Raw genomic sequence first — 15,274 nt, forward strand, 5'->3', positions numbered from 1 at the left:
TTTAAACTCCTAAGCTTTCCCGCGCAAAATTTCTTTTACGTCGCGATCAATGAAATACATTAAAATCAAAGCCACCACTGACAATCCTGTCATTACATAGCCAATCACATCATAGTGAACCAATGCGCCCGTGCTTTCTTGAACAACGATGGCTCCGGCGATAATAGCTCCCAAACCACCGGCCATTTGTTGCAAGGAGGCACTGACCGACATAAAGGAACCACGACTGGAGACCTCTGGAATAGCTGACATCAAAGTTTGAGAAGGAATCATCCGCGAGAAAATTCCCACGAACATAAGCGAATTCACCAGCATCACAACCGGTAACGGCGTAATCCCCAAGTGCGTGTAAATTAAAACCATCACGATACTGACCAAACTGCCAAAGATGAAAGTATTATAGCCACCAATCGTATCGCTGATTTTACCAACTAACGGACCAATTAGGATTGAAGCAAATCCCGTCACCAGATAAATCATTGGGAGACTGCCATAATCAATTCCCATATTGTGAACCGTAAAAGCACTCGCAAAAGGCATCAGCATAAAGCCACCAATGGAAAGAATCGCAGTGGTCACAAACGCTAACAAATAACGGGGCTTTTGCACCGTATGGAGCAAATGTACAAAGGCCTTCTTATCAGATTGCAAAGCCAAGTGCTCTGTCACTGAAGGCATATGAATCCAAATAAAAATCCCGGCGATCGCACTTGCCGCCACGATCATTAAAAACGGAGCATGCCATCCCCAATGATTCGATAAAAACAAACCTGCTGGTAATCCCAAAATCTGACTTGCTGCAAACGAAGTTTGCAAAAGTCCCATCACTCGCCCGCGTTGTTGCAGTGGAAAAATATCCGTCGTGATGGCCAAAACAATGGAACCAATCACTCCCCCAAAAAGTCCTGTGACGATCCGAGCTGCCAAAAGCGCATGGTAGTTGGGAGCAAGTCCACAAAATAAAGTCCCGGCGATAAATCCAACGTAAAAGAACATCAACAATTTCTTACGATCGAACTTATCAGCAAATCCCGCAGCCAAAAGACCTGAGATCGCGGCGCTGATCGCATAAGCTGAAACCACCGTTCCAAACTGCGCAGCTGTGATGTTCAACGCCGGCATCAACACGGCCCCCAAAGGAGAAAGAATCATAAAATCCAGAATGATCGTGAATTGCAGAAAAGCCAAAAGACCCACAACAATCTTTTGCTGAGTCGTAAACTTAAAGCTGCTGGCCTTTGCAGGCCCCGGTGATACTGGCGTGGATTCCATCTTAAAACCTTTCCAAGCGGTTGATGGAAGTAATATTACCCGGGTTTTATTCAAAAAGCAATATCACCCGGGTAATAATAATTAAACCCGGGTAAATTATCGAAATGCCTCAGGAACTGACTGTCGTCGGAAGAAATAAAAAAAGCCCCTGTTCTAAAACAGAGGCTTTTGAATATCAGGAGAAAGTAAGGCCGTACCTTTTAGAAGACCTATTTCTTGGGTTTGATGGTCAAACCCTTCAAAGCATCACCTAGGGATCCGAAGCCGGAACCAGAAGCTGGTTGATGAGATCTCCAAGAGTGGTCTTCACCGCTTCCTGGAACACCCAAAGAGATTTTCTTTTCTTCGAATTTAATTTCGTCGATTTGAACAGCGATATCGTCACCGCGTTTTTTATTTTCAAATTGCGCGCCGTCAACGTGATCACGCCATTTTGATTTTGGCAAAAGACCCGTGATGCCCGGAGCGATGTTTACGAACAAACCGTAAGTTTCTTTTTTCTCGACTTTTCCGTTCACAACAGTGCCCACCGGGAATTTTGCAGGAACAGAATTCCAAGGGTTGCCGTCGCCGTCCGCCTGTTTCATCGACAAAGAAATCTTCAATTTGCCATCAACTTCTTCCATTTTCAAAAGTTTTACTGTCACCGTTTGACCAGCGGACACCACTTCTTGAGGGCTGTGCACGCGTGACCATGTCAGTTCAGACAAGTGGATCAAACCTTCAACACCCGCTTCTAGCTCAACGAAAGCACCGAATTTCTCCAAGCGAGTGATACGCCCCTCAAGGATCGCGCCCACTTGAACCTTCTGCATGAAGGCACCTTCGTTTTCAACTTTTTGCATATCCAAAAGTTTACGACGAGAAACCACGACGTTGCGTTTGTCGAATTGAGTGATCAAGAAATCAAATTTCTTACCCACGTATTCAGAGGCATCTGTTACGAAGCGAGAATCGATTTGAGAAATTGGACAAAAAGCTGTTTTACCCTGAACGTTAACTCGCAAACCGCCATTAACAACTTCAGTCACAGTACCAGTTACTGGAAGCTCCATATCGTAAGCGTCTTCCAACGTATCCGTGGTTGCACCCATCGCGCCTTTTTTAGCCAAACGAACTTCGCCACCTTTTACGGAAATGACAACACACTCAATCATATCACCCACGTGATATTTCACTTCTTTGTTTTCATCCAAAAGGTCCCGAGTAAAAATCATACCATCAACAGGAGTGCCGGTAGATACGAAGGACTCTTCTTTCCCGATCGAAAGAATTTCGCCATTGATTTTATCACCGACGCTTACGCGAGTTTTGAAGCCGCCAGCTTCAGATTGCGCAAACATAGACTCGAAATCTTCAAAAGATTTCCCTGTCTCAATATCATCACCAAAAATATCTTTTTTACTCATAACTTCTCCGTAAAATGGAACTCTAAGGTTTACTCAATCCCCTCTGGAAGAGCAAGGATCTGGCAGCCTGACGTCCTGAATCAAGCGCATCCCAGGGTCGTCCCGCAGTTGGGACAACGATAGCAACCACTCGTCAGCACTGTGTCACTGCCACACTCGGGACACTTCATAGTAAACTTTGGAGGCGTTCCCTCAGAGGCCACCGTATGTTTTTTCTTGGTATTTAAAGGCTGGCTCATCTTGCTGCCGTCGCGATAGATAGCCACCGCTTTTACGCCCAACTGCCAGGCCAGGAAATAAATGCGACTGATGTCTTCCTCGCTGGCGGAGTTTGGCAAGTTCACCGTTTTTGAAATGGCGCCGCTGATAAATGGTTGCACCGCCGCCATCATCGTCACATGACTTTCAGGCGATAGAACCCGACCACCAGGGGCCGCATTGGCACAGTCAAAGACTGATAAATGCTCCTGCTTAAATTCAGGGCAACCCTCAAGCGTATTATGCTCCGAAATGTATTTAATGATGGTTTCAATTTGCGTGTCGTCGTAATCCAGCACTCGCAATGCCGGAGTGACAGATTGATTTACGATCTGAATTTCTCCCCCGCCCACAAGTTTTTTAAGTTTGATCAATGAAAAATCAGGTTCGATCCCGGTGGTATCACAATCCATCAACAAGCCAATGGTTCCCGTTGGCGCTACGACAGTTGCTTGTGCATTTCGGAATCCAAATTTACTGCCGTTGTACACCACGGCCTTCCATAAATTTCGAGCGGCATGGTCGAGACCCTCGGGAAGATCCTTCCAGGAAACCGCATTCAATGCTTTTTCGTGCATTTTCATGACTTGTATCATCGGCGCACGATTTTTTTTAAAACCAGTGAAAGCCCCTTGAGCACGCGCCATCTCGGCACTGGTCAAATAGGCTACTCCCGTCATCAGTGAGCTGATCGCCCCGGCCCAAGCGCGGCCTTCTTGACTGTCATAGGGAATGCCTTTTCTCATCAGCAGACTTCCCAGATTTGCAAAACCCAATCCCAGAGGACGATAGTCATGGGAGTTCTGCGCGATCTTCTTTGTTGGATAGCTGGAATAATCGACCAAAATTTCTTGAGCCACGAATAAGGTTCGCGCTGTGTGAATGAAAGATTCAAAATCAAAACTTCCATCTGTATTTAGAAATTTCACCAGGTTGATGGATGCCAGGTTGCAAGCCGAATCATCCAGGAACATATACTCCGAGCACGGATTGCTGGAACGAATCTCTTGGCTGTTGGGACATGTGTGCCATTGATTGATCGTATCGTGAAACTGAACACCGGGATCCGCACACATCCATGCGGCGTGATTGATTTTCTTCCAAACCTCTCTAGAGGGAACTTCACGAATCACTTTACCACTGACTCGTGCCAGAAGTTTCCACGGTTTTTCGTTCTGCACGGCTTTCATGAACTGATCGGTCACGCGAACAGAGTTGTTGGCGTTTTGACCAGACACCGTCCTGTAAGCTTCTCCCTCAAAATCGGGACTAAGCCCTGCTTCAATCAAAAGCTTCGCCTTGTGCTCTTCTTTCATCTTCCATTCAATGAAATCCAAAACTTCAGGATGGTCGATATCAACGACCACCATTTTGGCGGCTCTGCGGGTCGTGCCACCCGATTTAATGGCACCTGCTCCGCGATCCAAAACTTCCAAAAAGGAAATCAAACCTGAGCTGTGCCCCCCGGAGTTCAGAGCTTCGTATTTACTGCGCAAAGTGGAAAAATTGCTGCCAGTGCCGGAACCATATTTGAAAAGTCGTGCTTCGTTTCTTGCGAGCTCAAAAATTCCATCAATGGAATCATCCACACTTTGAATGAAGCAAGCTGAACACTGCGGTCTTTCATAGGCGTTTTGTGTCGGCTGAATGGATTTTTTTTTCGCGTCCCAGGCATAGTGCTCACTGGGCGAATTGATTTTATAGGCCTCAAACAATCCCGCATTAAACCACACGGGGCTATTGAAGGCCGCCCTTTGAGAGAGCAAGATATATTTCAGTTCATTCTTAAAAGTATCAGCTTCTTTTTTATTTTTAAAATACCCGCCTTGTTTTATTGCGGAACCCGCGATCGCTGAAACCACACGGTCGACCAATTGACGAACGGATTTTTCATGTTGAGTGCGCGGCACACCTGATTTACGAAAGTATTTGCTGGCAGCAATTTCCACAGCAAGCTGTGACCAACCTTCTGGCGCCTCGACATTCTTCATTTCAAAAAAAATCTCGCCCTTGCGATTCTTGATCTCGCAGTTGATCTTTTTCCACTTGAACATGTTTTCGGGATTTTCTCCGGGAGGAACAAAGAAGCTGGTGCTGTGCAAAGTTTGTTTCTTCATAGGAATATTGTAAGAGAGTTCCCTATGAAGAGAATCTGGAATAAGACACCACTACCTATGTCTGGTTACCTATCGAACAGATATATTAAGCCCTCCCAAAATTGATTAACTCTTTGCAATAGAGAGCGCAAACATCGGGAAATCACTGTTTATTTAGCCTGGAGTCGCCGTTAAGAATAATACCTCATAATTTTTTAACAGGAACGTAACATGGACCAAAAGACCGAAAAGCGCAAACTGCTGATCATCAAGTCTCATCCACAAAGTCTTGGCCCTGTTGAGGGATTTCTGAAAAACCGCGAATGGGAAATCAAATCCACCCACAACCTTAAAGAGGCGATGGTATTTCTGGTTCAGAACCAGCCCCAATTCGTCATGGTCAGCATCGATCACCCCAATAAGAAAGTCAGAAATCTTCCGAAAGTTTTAAGTCAGGCATTTCCGGTTTGCGTGATTGCTTTCGCTGAACACTCGACTCCCTCGTCAGTTAAAATCCTCAACGACTGCAATTCTGGTTACGCTATTTACCATCCGATCACGGGACCTGCCGTTGAACGTATGGTGAATAAGTATAACAAAGATCAAATGGCCAACCCCCAAGCAGCAGCCGCAAACAGATCCTGGGATGGCAATGGCGGGAATGGTTCGGGTGTTATCGCCATTCGTGGTGGCGAAGCAGGGGGCGATGCCTCGGCGACATCTACGCAAAACTTTTTGGCAAATTTGATGGGCGCACTTGATAGCGGTGCCACCAGTGGCAACCTCGCGGGCTTTGCTCAAGGCACAGCCGCAGATGGAACCATGACGGCGGTTCAACCTGGCATGGCAGGATTTGCCGGGCAAGCCGAACAAAACGCGATGAATGGATTTTCCAGTGGCAGCAATCAAGAATCAGAGAATGGTGCTCATGGTTTTATGGGGGGCCAACAAAACGGAATGAACGGTGCCGGCGGCAATGCCGCACAAAATGGTTTTGGCGGTTTTAACGATGGTGCAATTGGCAATGGATTCAATCCCAATAGCTTCGGCACAAATGGCGCGAACGGCATGGATCCAAATTTCCCAGATCCCAATGGCAGCAATGGTTTCGCCAATGGCAATGGAAAGAATTCCAGTGCTCACGGAATGAACGGCGGTTTTGGAAGCGACTTTAATCACAACAGCAGCCCTTCTGCGGACGGCGGTTCGGCAACAAATCCCCACGCGCCCGGCTTCATGGGTCCCAGTGGGAGTGCTGCCGCATCCGACACCTTGGATCCGAATGATCCAAACTATGATCCCTATGGTGACGGGGGCGAAGCTTCTTACTCTTCCAGAAAAAAGTCCGACACCATGTGGGCTCCCTTAGGCGCCGATGGTAAAAATAAAAAACAACATGTTTTGAAAGAGACCGCCGATGAAGTCGCAAAAGATCCAGGCTCGCTGATCTTAAAAGGAACTCGAGAGGCGATGGATAAAGCCTGCGTGATCACGGAAAAAAAGCGCAACGTTGGCATTGCTACTAACGTCGCTTGCATTCTTGTCGAGTCGGGCCGTTTTTCAGGATATCTGGTTGCGGCGATGGCAGAACATCTGACGATTGATATTCACTTCGTTGAAAAAATCCGCACTCGTCTGTTTAAGTTTCTATCGGAAAACGGCGAGAACTTGGAAAACAACGAAACCATGCCGATCAAAATCAAACAAGTGCCTTTCGCAGCTTGGGCCGTAGAGCACGCTGAGTTTTTAAGAAAGTCAGTGCACAAAGGCAACGAAGTTGCGATGGCCTTCTTTCCCCGTCCCGATCTTAAGGCAGAAATCTCGGCCTCCCCCGATGAAGAAATGGCAGCGGTCAAAATCCATGAAATGCGCACCGATGTCCCGGTTGATTTCAACCTTTACGTCCATTTGCCGCGCAACAACCGCTATGTGCTTTATACTCCCGAGGGCGGAGTATTTCTTTCGGAACAAAAAACTCGCCTTGTGAATCAAGGCATCACACATCTTCATGTCTTACGCATGGAACTTCAAAATCTGGATAAGTACCGTGCACAGAACTATTTGAACGACAAGATCGACCAGTACCAAGAGCAGCTCGAAAAAGAGGCAAAAGACACTAAGAAACCTTTGGCCTCATAGGGAATCCTCTTGACCCCGCTTTGCGACCGTTATTAGCTACTGCCATGGAAATCACTACTCAGCCCAGCTCAGCCGCTCAAACAGCGTCCGATAAAGGACTCTATTTGGATTACAACGCCACGACACCAGTAGATCCACAGGTTTTTGTTGCGATGGAACCGTATTTCAAAGAGTACTTTGGAAATCCGTCAAGCGCTTCCCATCATTGGGGTTGGACTGCAGAAAACGGCGTGCAGAAGGCCCGCATGCAAGTGGCTTCTTTAATCGGCGCAAAGTCTTCCGAGCTGACTTTCACTGCGAGCGCGACAGAATCCAACAACTGGGTGATTTTCGGTCTGTTGACGAAGCTTCGCGAAACAAATCCAAATCAGCCCATCCATTTTATCACGAGCAATGTCGAACACAGCTCCATCGTTAAAGCGATGATGGCCGTGGAAAAGCAAGGTGTCGAAGTTGATTTCCTTCCCGTGAATCAATACGGCCAGATCGAATTAGAAACTCTTCGCCAAGCGATCAAGCCTCACACGAAACTGGTCAGTTTGATTTGGGTGAATAACGAAATTGGCAGCATCAACCCCGTGTCTGAAGCTGCAAAGCTTTGCAAAGAAAAACAAATTCTTTTCCACACGGATGCCACACAAGCGATTGGCAAAGTGCCAGTAAACGTGACCGAAATGGGCATCGACTTGATGTCGTTCTCAGCTCACAAAATGTATGGCCCGAAAGGATCTGCTGCACTTTACATCCGTGGTAAAGATCCAAAGGTTGAAATCAATCCTTTGATTTACGGTGGCGGTCAGGAAAAAGGACTTCGCTCTGGCACTTTGAATGTTCCTGCAATCGTGGGCCTGGGAGTCGCTTCTGAAATCTGTAAAAATAATCTGGAAGCAGAAACTGCTCGCATGACGTCTCTTCGCAATTTGCTTTGGACGAAGCTGCAGGCAGCGATTCCAGGCATTCGCTTGAATGGACATCCCACAGAGCGTTCGCCGATCAATCTAAATGTGACTTTGCCGGGTATCACGATAGAGTCTTTGGCGCCGAAAATTCAAAAACTGGGAATCAGCACGGGGTCAGCCTGCAGTTCCGGATCGGTTAGCATCAGCCACGTCCTTAAAGGCATTGGGATGTCGGCAGAGGATGCTCGCTGCACGTTCCGTATTTCCCTGGGACGCTGGACCTCTGAAAGCGACATCCACCGTGCCGTCGAGATCCTTCACGGCGCCATCCCAACTTAAAATGTATAATATTTTCAGTATTTTAGCTTACTCCGCCGGGGGATGGAATTGACCCTCCCCTGCCTGCGGGCTTTGTGGTACACTGGCCGGGAATTTATCTCCAGGAGAATCCCATGATTAACATTTCCCCAGAAGCGGCAACGAAACTAGCGGCTCTTAAAAAAGATGATGGCAAAGACGAAGCTGCATTTTTGCGCGTGGAAGTGAAAAAGGGGGGCTGCTCAGGCCTTTCTTATAAAATGGATTTCGATACAACTCCTCGTGACGGAGACAAGATCTTTGAATCCAACGGCCAAAAAATCGCTGTGGATGCGAACTCTATGTTGTACATCTTGGGTATGACTTTGGATTTCTCTGGTGGTTTGAATGGCAAAGGCTTTGTCTTCAACAACCCCAATGCCACGAAACACTGCGGTTGCGGTTCCAGCTTTAACGTCTAATTTACTCACAATGACTCCATAACGTCCGTTGGAAACGGGGTCTTTCATTACTGGGGTGCCATTTTTTAGACCTACATTTGTAGCAGGATAAAAGTGAGCGGCACTTTCTACGTCTAGAACTGTTCCACCTGTCCATTGGCAAAATAGGTTTCTTCAGCGTCCGGGATTATCATAGATCCATGGCTAAAAACTTTTTAGAAATTCACAGCTTACAAAATCTCACCACGGAATTTGAGTTGATCAAAAATCTAAAGGCACGCCCTTTGGAAATTCTGGAATACGCTGAGAAGTCTTTTACTTTTGAAGCTTCCCCCCGTATTTGCGGACTGGGAACAATCGTTCACCTGGAAGGCAAATTTTATTTCGATGGAGCTTCCCACGATTTTTTAGCCACGGGCAAAATCACACAAAGCGAGGCTTTGGATTCCGGCAAACATTCAAAGTACACTGTTGAACTTCATCGTTTTGAAAAAGGTCTTTGGGAGAATTTTCTTAACGCTAACATGCAATCGCAATTGAACACCGACATGTTGTTCAGAGCCATGCGGGAGCTTGATTAAATGAAAAATCTGACAGCACTTATCGTCGACAGCTCCCCATCTTATACGAATCTTATTGCTTCAGCACTTTTAGAAATCGGCCTGCTGAACGAAAATATTTTTACGACAAAACGTTATGTCGGTGCCTTGGAATTTTTAACGGATAAAAAACCACAATTGTTGATCACTGAATTTCAGGTCGATGCAAAATTTGGTCTGGAGCTGGTCACCATGCACACGGCAAACAGCCCCAACAATATTTCGATCATCATGACTCACAATAATTCCAGCTCTTCCATTGCGGAAGCTGCAGAAGAATTAGTCGATGACTATATCGTAAAGCCTTTCCAAAGCGGTATGCTGGCAAATCGACTGCGCCAATTGATTGACCGCAAGTTGAATCCCAGTGATTACATCAAAGCGATTCGCGAAGGGAAACAGGCTCTTTTGGATGGCCAATTGAAAGACGCGGAACACAAGTTCTCGGCAGCCCTGCAACATCAGGAAAAGCCGACGCTTGCGCACTATTATCTGGGTTATACGAAATTCAAAGAGACTGAATATCAATTCGCCACGGATGAGTTTGCCAAGGGCTTAACTTTGCAACCTCTGCACTATCGCTGCTTAACGGGTAAATTTGATACTTTTTATGAGCAAAAAGATTTCGGCAACGCCTATACTGTCGCGAACACCATCATTGAAAACTATCCGATCGGCCCTAAGCGCCTGGGACAGCTTTTCATTTCTGCTGTTTTCTCGGGAAAATTGGATGAAGTGCCTCACTACTTCCAACTTTTTGCGCAGCTGGATCATAAAACTCCGGAACTTCGCCACGTCTTTTCAGCCGCACTCTTCACTGCTGGTCGCTCGAACTTAAACAACAAAGCCCTTACCAAAGCGGTGGAGTGTTTTGAATTGGGTGTTCAGGTATTGGGAGCGGATTCTGAATACATCAGTAAAATTGTGAAGGTCTTATTGCGTGGAGATGCTCAAGCTGTCAGTCAGGCGGCCCGCTTTTTACAGCAATTTCCTTCCAGCAAAGTGGGCAGCAAAGAATACGAAAATCTTTACTTCCTGTTTAACTGTAAAACGTTGCCCCTTTCCAAAGTTATTGATCAGGGTCGCAAGATGGCAGCACAAAATCGTATGGATGCTGAATCCTATGAAACGTTCATTCGTCTGTTAATCAGCGACAATAAGACGGTCTTGGCAGAGGATATTTCCGAAAGATATCAGCGGGCATTTCCGAATCAACCGCCATCTCGCGAGAAGGCTTAACTATTTCGCGGCTCTTTCAAAGGGAGCTGCGACGTGCAAGAATTCACCTAAATGCTGAGCAACGATTTCTGGTTGAGACTTAATCGCCAGGTGCCCCGCCCCTTGCAAAACAATCATGTCTTCACAACCCAAATGCTGAGCGAATTTTTTGTAGGCATCTTGATTAAACAGTAGATCGCTTTCGTCAAAAATCAGACGGCAGTCCCCGCGATACTTGAAAAGTTTTTTATTCCAAAACTGCCAGTCTTCGGAACGCAAGATCCAGGAAAAATGATGAATCATGTGAGCTACGAATTGCAGCTTACGTCCTTTTAGGTGCTCGACAGACACAGCCCCTTCAGATCTTTCGTCTCTAAAAATCTGTGCGGCCCGTTTTAGGAAGCTTGCTCCCATGGGAGTAGAAAGCATCAGATAAATACTTTTTAGATTCAAAGGAATCGAGAAAAAAAATCTGAGCTCTTTAGGCAAAAAGTTTTTCACCGGATCTGTGACCATAGGATTGATCAAAGCCATCTTATGCACCAAATGCGGATGCTGAGTCGCAAGTCCCCAGCTTAAGGCGCCGCCGTAACTTAAACCAGCCAGGTGCACGCGCTCATTCGGGAAATGTTCCTGAATGAATCGTGCCAGGACTTCCACCTGCACGGTGAACAGCAGCTTATCACTGCTCATATAGACATGACTTAAATTGGGGATGATCACGCGGTACTGAGATTCCAGCTGAGAGGCAACACCCTCCCAATGATGAACGCTTCCTCCGTAACCATGAAGAAGAATAAGGATTGGCCCTTGCCCGCGTTCTCTGAAAGTGATCTTGTGAGACATTCTAGAATCTTATCGGTTTCTATCAAATGTCATGCAACTGGACCTAATGCCAGTTAGTCAACAAATGGTGAAGAAACCCGACCTCAGAAGTCCTACTGCTGAGGTTTTGGCTTGTTCGGCTGCTGTTGATTTTGTTGCTTTTGCTGATTCGGATTCTGCTTTGGCTGATTGTGCTGCCGGTTCTGATTTTGATTTTGGTTCTGACCGCCGCCTTGCTTAGGCTTTTGCTGATTTTGATTGTGCTGCTTAGGCTGTTGGGTTTGACCACCGCCTTGCTTTGCTTGCTGTTGACCCTTTTGCTGCTGGCCTCCACCTTGCTTTTGATTATGGTGTTGGGGCTGCTTTTGCTTTTGCGGATTCTGATTTTGTTGCGGGCGATTTTGCTGACGTTGTTGATTGCCGTGTTGCTGCTGTTTCGCCTGCTGAGGCGCTTGCGACTCTTCCAGGGATTTTTCAGGCGCAACATGGCCACCCGCAGAAGCATTTTGCGCGTTCAAAGCGGCTTCATCCACTTTTGTATCCAACAACATCGTGTCGTTCACAGCTTTGGATTCCATTTGCTTGCTGGTACGGAAGCCTCTGATTTTCTTAGTTTGATTTTCTGCGCGCTCAACTTGTTCCGTCAAATCCACAGTCACGTCACCGAAGCAACGCACCTGGCAGCTTAGACGGCGGCCGTCGATAAAGTAGCTGGTTCCGATTAGGCTCAGTTCAGCTTTACCCGGCGGCAGCACATTATTGTCGCCCTCTTTGATACGCACACGGCATTCCGCACAGCTTGGAACACCTTTACAGATAGAGCGGATCTCAAGATGATTTTCCGTCGCAATCTGCAAAAGGGACTTATCTGGAGTACCTTCGACTTCAATATTTTGCGGAAGAAATTTAATTTTCATACTCGAATCCTCAATGGTGCCAAGCACCTTTTACTAGCACGCCGCATCCCCAAAAGGTACGGCGTACCTTTTAGACTAATTTCACTTTCGCGAATTTCGTCTTGCTGCCTTTTACGACTTTGCCGTCAATCATTGCAGGCTGCAGTTTCATTTTACCATCGGTGACCTTTTGACCGTCGATTTGCACGGCGCCACCTTGAACCATACGATTGCCTTCGCTATTCGAAGCTGCAAAGTTCAACTTAACTAACAACTGAGCTACGCCTAAGCCCTCAGCCGGAATATCATTTTTGCTGATCTCAACCGTGGGAATGTCGTCAGGTAAACCTTTGTCGACAAAGATACGGTTAAATTCGTCTTCGGCCGCCTGAGCTGCCTCCGCCGAGTGGAAACGTTTGATGATGAATTTTGCCAACTCCACCTTCACAGTGCGTGGATGTTTCTTTTTACTGGCAACGTCTTGTCTTAAAAGTTCAAGTTCAGCGGCGGTGATGTCCGTCAATAATTCATACCAACGGTACATCAAATCATCTGAAATCTTCATCGTCTTACCGAACATGTCCTTCGGAGTATCGACAACAGAGATATAGTTATCCAACGACTTAGACATCTTATTAACGCCATCGATCCCTTCCAGGATTGGCATCGTCAAGATACACTGAGGTTCCTGGCCGTAAGCAGATTGCATCGCACGACCTACCAAAAGATTGAACTTTTGATCCGTCCCACCCAACTCCACGTCAGCTTTCAAAGCCACAGAGTCATAACCTTGAGTCAATGGATACAAGAACTCATGAATCGCAATCGGTGTGCCTGCGCGGTAACGCTTCGTAAAGTCGTCACGCTCCAGCATTTGCGCCACTGTATATTGTGCCGCCATTTTGATGAACTCCCCCGGAGTCATCTTGCCAATCCAAGACGAATTATAAACGATTTCGGTTTTTTCTGGATCTAGGATCTTAAAGATCTGTTTAGCATACGTGCGACCGTTTTCCTCGATCTCTTCACGAGAAAGAACCGGACGAGTCGAGCTCTTCCCCGTCGGATCACCGATCGTTGCCGTGAAATCACCAATCAAGAAAATGATGTGATGGCCCAGATCCTGAAACGTCTTAAGTTTATTGATAACAACAGTGTGACCAATATGAATATCTGGACGAGTCGGATCCGCACCCAGCTTAATTCGCAATGGAGTGTTCGTATCCTTAGAGCGCTTCAATTTCTTAAGCATCTCTTCGTCATTGATAAACTCAGCAACGCCGAATTTAATTCTCTCTAACTGTTCTTTAGGATCCAAAAAACTCATTATCTTGCGTGCTCCACACTGCGAGTCTCACGAACAACTGTAACTTTGATTTGGCCAGCTTGAGGCACTTCGCGCTCGATCTTACGAGCGATATCACGAGACAACATCACAGCCTGGTCATCAGTTACCTTTGCGGATTCCACCAAGACGCGAACGTCTTTACCAGCTTGAAGAGCCAAAGTTTTCAACACGCCATCAAAGCTGTTACCGATGGATTCAAGGTCTTCCAAGCGGTGGATAAAGGAATCCATTTGTGGACGACGAGCACCTGGACGCGCGCTGGACAAGATGTAAGCGGCATGAACAATCCAAGCCAGGATAGAATGAGGTTTTTCCTCTTCATCATGAGCGCGGATCGCGTGACATACGTCTTCAGATTCAGAATATTTTTTAGCGGCTTCCGCACCGACAAGTGCATAGCTGCCTTCTGCCGTGTGATCGATTGCTTTACCAATATTGTGCAAAAGACCCGCACGACGTGCCAGTTTCACACTCACGCCCAACTCACCTGCTAGCAAGCCCGCAATGTTGGCAACTTCAAGTGCTTGATTCAAAGCATTTTGACCTTGGTAGTTACGGTATTTCAAACCGCCGATGATCTTGATCAATTCTGGGTGCATGTTTGGAATACCCAGTTCCATCACGTGACGTTCGCCTTCTTCTTTGATGGCTTTCATCAATTCGTTACGCTGTTTTTCAACGACTTCTTCGATACGCGCCGGATGCACGCGGCCGTCTTCCATCAATTTCTCGATAGTTCTGCGGGCAAGTTCACGGCGAACTGGATCGAAACCAGAGATCACCACTGCTTCGGGAGTATCATCGACGATCAAGTCCACACCACAGTGAGCTTCCAAAGTTCTGATATTACGGCCCTCACGACCGATGATTTTACCTTTCATCTCGTCGTTCGGAAGTGCCAAAACGCTGACAGTTCTTTCAGAAGTGAACTCAGACGCGAAACGGGACAACGCTGTTGCCAGGATGCGCTTCGCTTTAACTTCAGATTCTTTCTGAGCCTGCTCTTCGATTTGCGTGATTTTTTTAGACGCTTCGATTTTCGCTTCGTCTTCGATGGCCGCAAGCAATTGGCGTTTGGCTTCGTCTTGGGACATACCCGCAACGGATTCCAATTTCTGTTTTAGTTCGCCAATTTGAGTTTCGCCTTTTTTCTCAAGCTCTTTGATACGGTTTTCCGAGATCGCGATTTTTTCTTCGCGGTCTTTCATCGTGTTCAAATAACGCTCGTTTTCTTCCATCTTTTGTTTGAATTGCTGTTCGATTTCTTTCAAACGGCGATCCAATTGGGATTCTTTGTTTTTCAAAGTGGAATTTTGCTTATGGATGTCGGCTTCCACATTTTTGCGGGCGCGACCTTCAAAATCCTTTGCACGAGTCTCAGCGTCTTTTTTAAGTTTCGCTGCTTCAGACTTGGCTTTGTTAACGATACGTTCTGCTTCAACGCGAGCAGATTTTTTGCTGTTATTGTCCTGAATGCGTTTCACCATGAAAACAGCGACACCGCCCAAAATTAAACAGATAATGGCTGTGATTAAAATTTCCATTTCTTCCTTACTC

General features: G+C 46.5%; 12 protein-coding genes. 5 read left to right on the top strand and 7 right to left on the bottom strand.

Features of this window, described 5'->3' with window-relative positions:
- Nucleotides 1-9: 9 nt before the first annotated feature.
- From HW988_RS13370 to HW988_RS13380, 3 genes are all read right to left on the bottom strand, one after another.
- Entirely contained in the window at nt 10-1,272 is a 1,263-nt protein-coding gene (locus HW988_RS13370; protein ID WP_181604736.1) for an MFS transporter, read from the bottom strand.
- 209 nt (nt 1,273-1,481) lie between these two features.
- Nucleotides 1,482-2,681, bottom strand: coding sequence for a S1 RNA-binding domain-containing protein (locus HW988_RS13375; RefSeq protein WP_181604737.1), 1,200 nt, complete (start codon nt 2,679-2,681; stop codon nt 1,482-1,484).
- Between the two features lie 80 nt (nt 2,682-2,761).
- Complete coding sequence (locus HW988_RS13380; RefSeq protein ID WP_181604738.1) at nt 2,762-5,056, bottom strand: vitamin B12-dependent ribonucleotide reductase; 2,295 nt, start codon at nt 5,054-5,056, stop codon at nt 2,762-2,764.
- Nucleotides 5,057-5,266: 210 nt separating this feature from the next.
- Between HW988_RS13380 and HW988_RS13385 the strand changes: the two genes are divergently transcribed.
- The 5 genes from HW988_RS13385 (at nt 5,267) to HW988_RS13405 (ending at nt 10,669) form a co-directional block, all read left to right on the top strand.
- Entirely contained in the window at nt 5,267-7,174 is a 1,908-nt protein-coding gene (locus tag HW988_RS13385) for a hypothetical protein (RefSeq protein ID WP_181604739.1), read from the top strand.
- Between the two features lie 44 nt (nt 7,175-7,218).
- The gene (locus HW988_RS13390; protein WP_181604740.1) at nt 7,219-8,412 is read left to right on the top strand and encodes a cysteine desulfurase family protein; all 1,194 of its coding nucleotides are present in this window, start codon (nt 7,219-7,221) and stop codon (nt 8,410-8,412) included.
- Nucleotides 8,413-8,525: 113 nt separating this feature from the next.
- Entirely contained in the window at nt 8,526-8,852 is a 327-nt protein-coding gene (locus tag HW988_RS13395) for an iron-sulfur cluster assembly accessory protein (RefSeq protein WP_142701019.1), read from the top strand.
- A gap of 179 nt (nt 8,853-9,031) precedes the next feature.
- A complete protein-coding gene (locus HW988_RS13400; protein WP_181604741.1) occupies nt 9,032-9,412 on the top strand; it encodes a hypothetical protein in 381 nt (126 codons plus the stop codon).
- The gene (locus tag HW988_RS13405; RefSeq protein ID WP_181604742.1) at nt 9,413-10,669 is read left to right on the top strand and encodes a response regulator; all 1,257 of its coding nucleotides are present in this window, start codon (nt 9,413-9,415) and stop codon (nt 10,667-10,669) included.
- Here HW988_RS13405 and HW988_RS13410 read toward each other — a convergent pair whose 3' ends face one another.
- From HW988_RS13410 to rny, 4 genes are all read right to left on the bottom strand, one after another.
- Nucleotides 10,670-11,494 carry an alpha/beta fold hydrolase gene (locus HW988_RS13410; RefSeq protein ID WP_181604743.1) on the bottom strand — a complete coding sequence of 275 codons (825 nt, stop codon included), beginning with the start codon at nt 11,492-11,494 and terminating at the stop codon, nt 10,670-10,672.
- A gap of 92 nt (nt 11,495-11,586) precedes the next feature.
- The gene (locus HW988_RS13415) at nt 11,587-12,390 is read right to left on the bottom strand and encodes a 2Fe-2S iron-sulfur cluster-binding protein (RefSeq protein ID WP_181604744.1); all 804 of its coding nucleotides are present in this window, start codon (nt 12,388-12,390) and stop codon (nt 11,587-11,589) included.
- Nucleotides 12,391-12,460: 70 nt separating this feature from the next.
- Nucleotides 12,461-13,696, bottom strand: coding sequence for a tyrosine--tRNA ligase (gene tyrS, locus HW988_RS13420; protein WP_181604745.1), 1,236 nt, complete (start codon nt 13,694-13,696; stop codon nt 12,461-12,463).
- Nucleotides 13,696-15,261, bottom strand: coding sequence for a ribonuclease Y (gene rny / locus HW988_RS13425; RefSeq protein ID WP_181604746.1), 1,566 nt, complete (start codon nt 15,259-15,261; stop codon nt 13,696-13,698). Before rny ends, tyrS begins: the two co-directional genes overlap by 1 nt.
- Nucleotides 15,262-15,274 lie beyond the last annotated feature (13 nt).

This window comes from Bdellovibrio sp. KM01 (assembly GCF_013752535.1).
Taxonomy (GTDB): Bacteria; Bdellovibrionota; Bdellovibrionia; order Bdellovibrionales; family Bdellovibrionaceae; genus Bdellovibrio.

Excerpts from the sequence above, each read along its gene's own strand:
- HW988_RS13370 (WP_181604736.1), bottom strand. The coding sequence starts at position 1,272 with ATGGAATCCACGCCAGTATCACCGGGGCCTGCAAAGGCCAGCAGCTTT.
- HW988_RS13375 (WP_181604737.1), bottom strand. The coding sequence starts at position 2,681 with ATGAGTAAAAAAGATATTTTTGGTGATGATATTGAGACAGGGAAATCT.
- HW988_RS13380 (WP_181604738.1), bottom strand. The coding sequence starts at position 5,056 with ATGAAGAAACAAACTTTGCACAGCACCAGCTTCTTTGTTCCTCCCGGA.
- HW988_RS13385 (WP_181604739.1), top strand. The coding sequence starts at position 5,267 with ATGGACCAAAAGACCGAAAAGCGCAAACTGCTGATCATCAAGTCTCAT.
- HW988_RS13390 (WP_181604740.1), top strand. The coding sequence starts at position 7,219 with ATGGAAATCACTACTCAGCCCAGCTCAGCCGCTCAAACAGCGTCCGAT.
- HW988_RS13395 (WP_142701019.1), top strand. The coding sequence starts at position 8,526 with ATGATTAACATTTCCCCAGAAGCGGCAACGAAACTAGCGGCTCTTAAA.
- HW988_RS13400 (WP_181604741.1), top strand. The coding sequence starts at position 9,032 with ATGGCTAAAAACTTTTTAGAAATTCACAGCTTACAAAATCTCACCACG.
- HW988_RS13405 (WP_181604742.1), top strand. The coding sequence starts at position 9,413 with ATGAAAAATCTGACAGCACTTATCGTCGACAGCTCCCCATCTTATACG.
- HW988_RS13410 (WP_181604743.1), bottom strand. The coding sequence starts at position 11,494 with ATGTCTCACAAGATCACTTTCAGAGAACGCGGGCAAGGGCCAATCCTT.
- HW988_RS13415 (WP_181604744.1), bottom strand. The coding sequence starts at position 12,390 with ATGAAAATTAAATTTCTTCCGCAAAATATTGAAGTCGAAGGTACTCCA.
- tyrS (WP_181604745.1), bottom strand. The coding sequence starts at position 13,696 with ATGAGTTTTTTGGATCCTAAAGAACAGTTAGAGAGAATTAAATTCGGC.
- rny (WP_181604746.1), bottom strand. The coding sequence starts at position 15,261 with ATGGAAATTTTAATCACAGCCATTATCTGTTTAATTTTGGGCGGTGTC.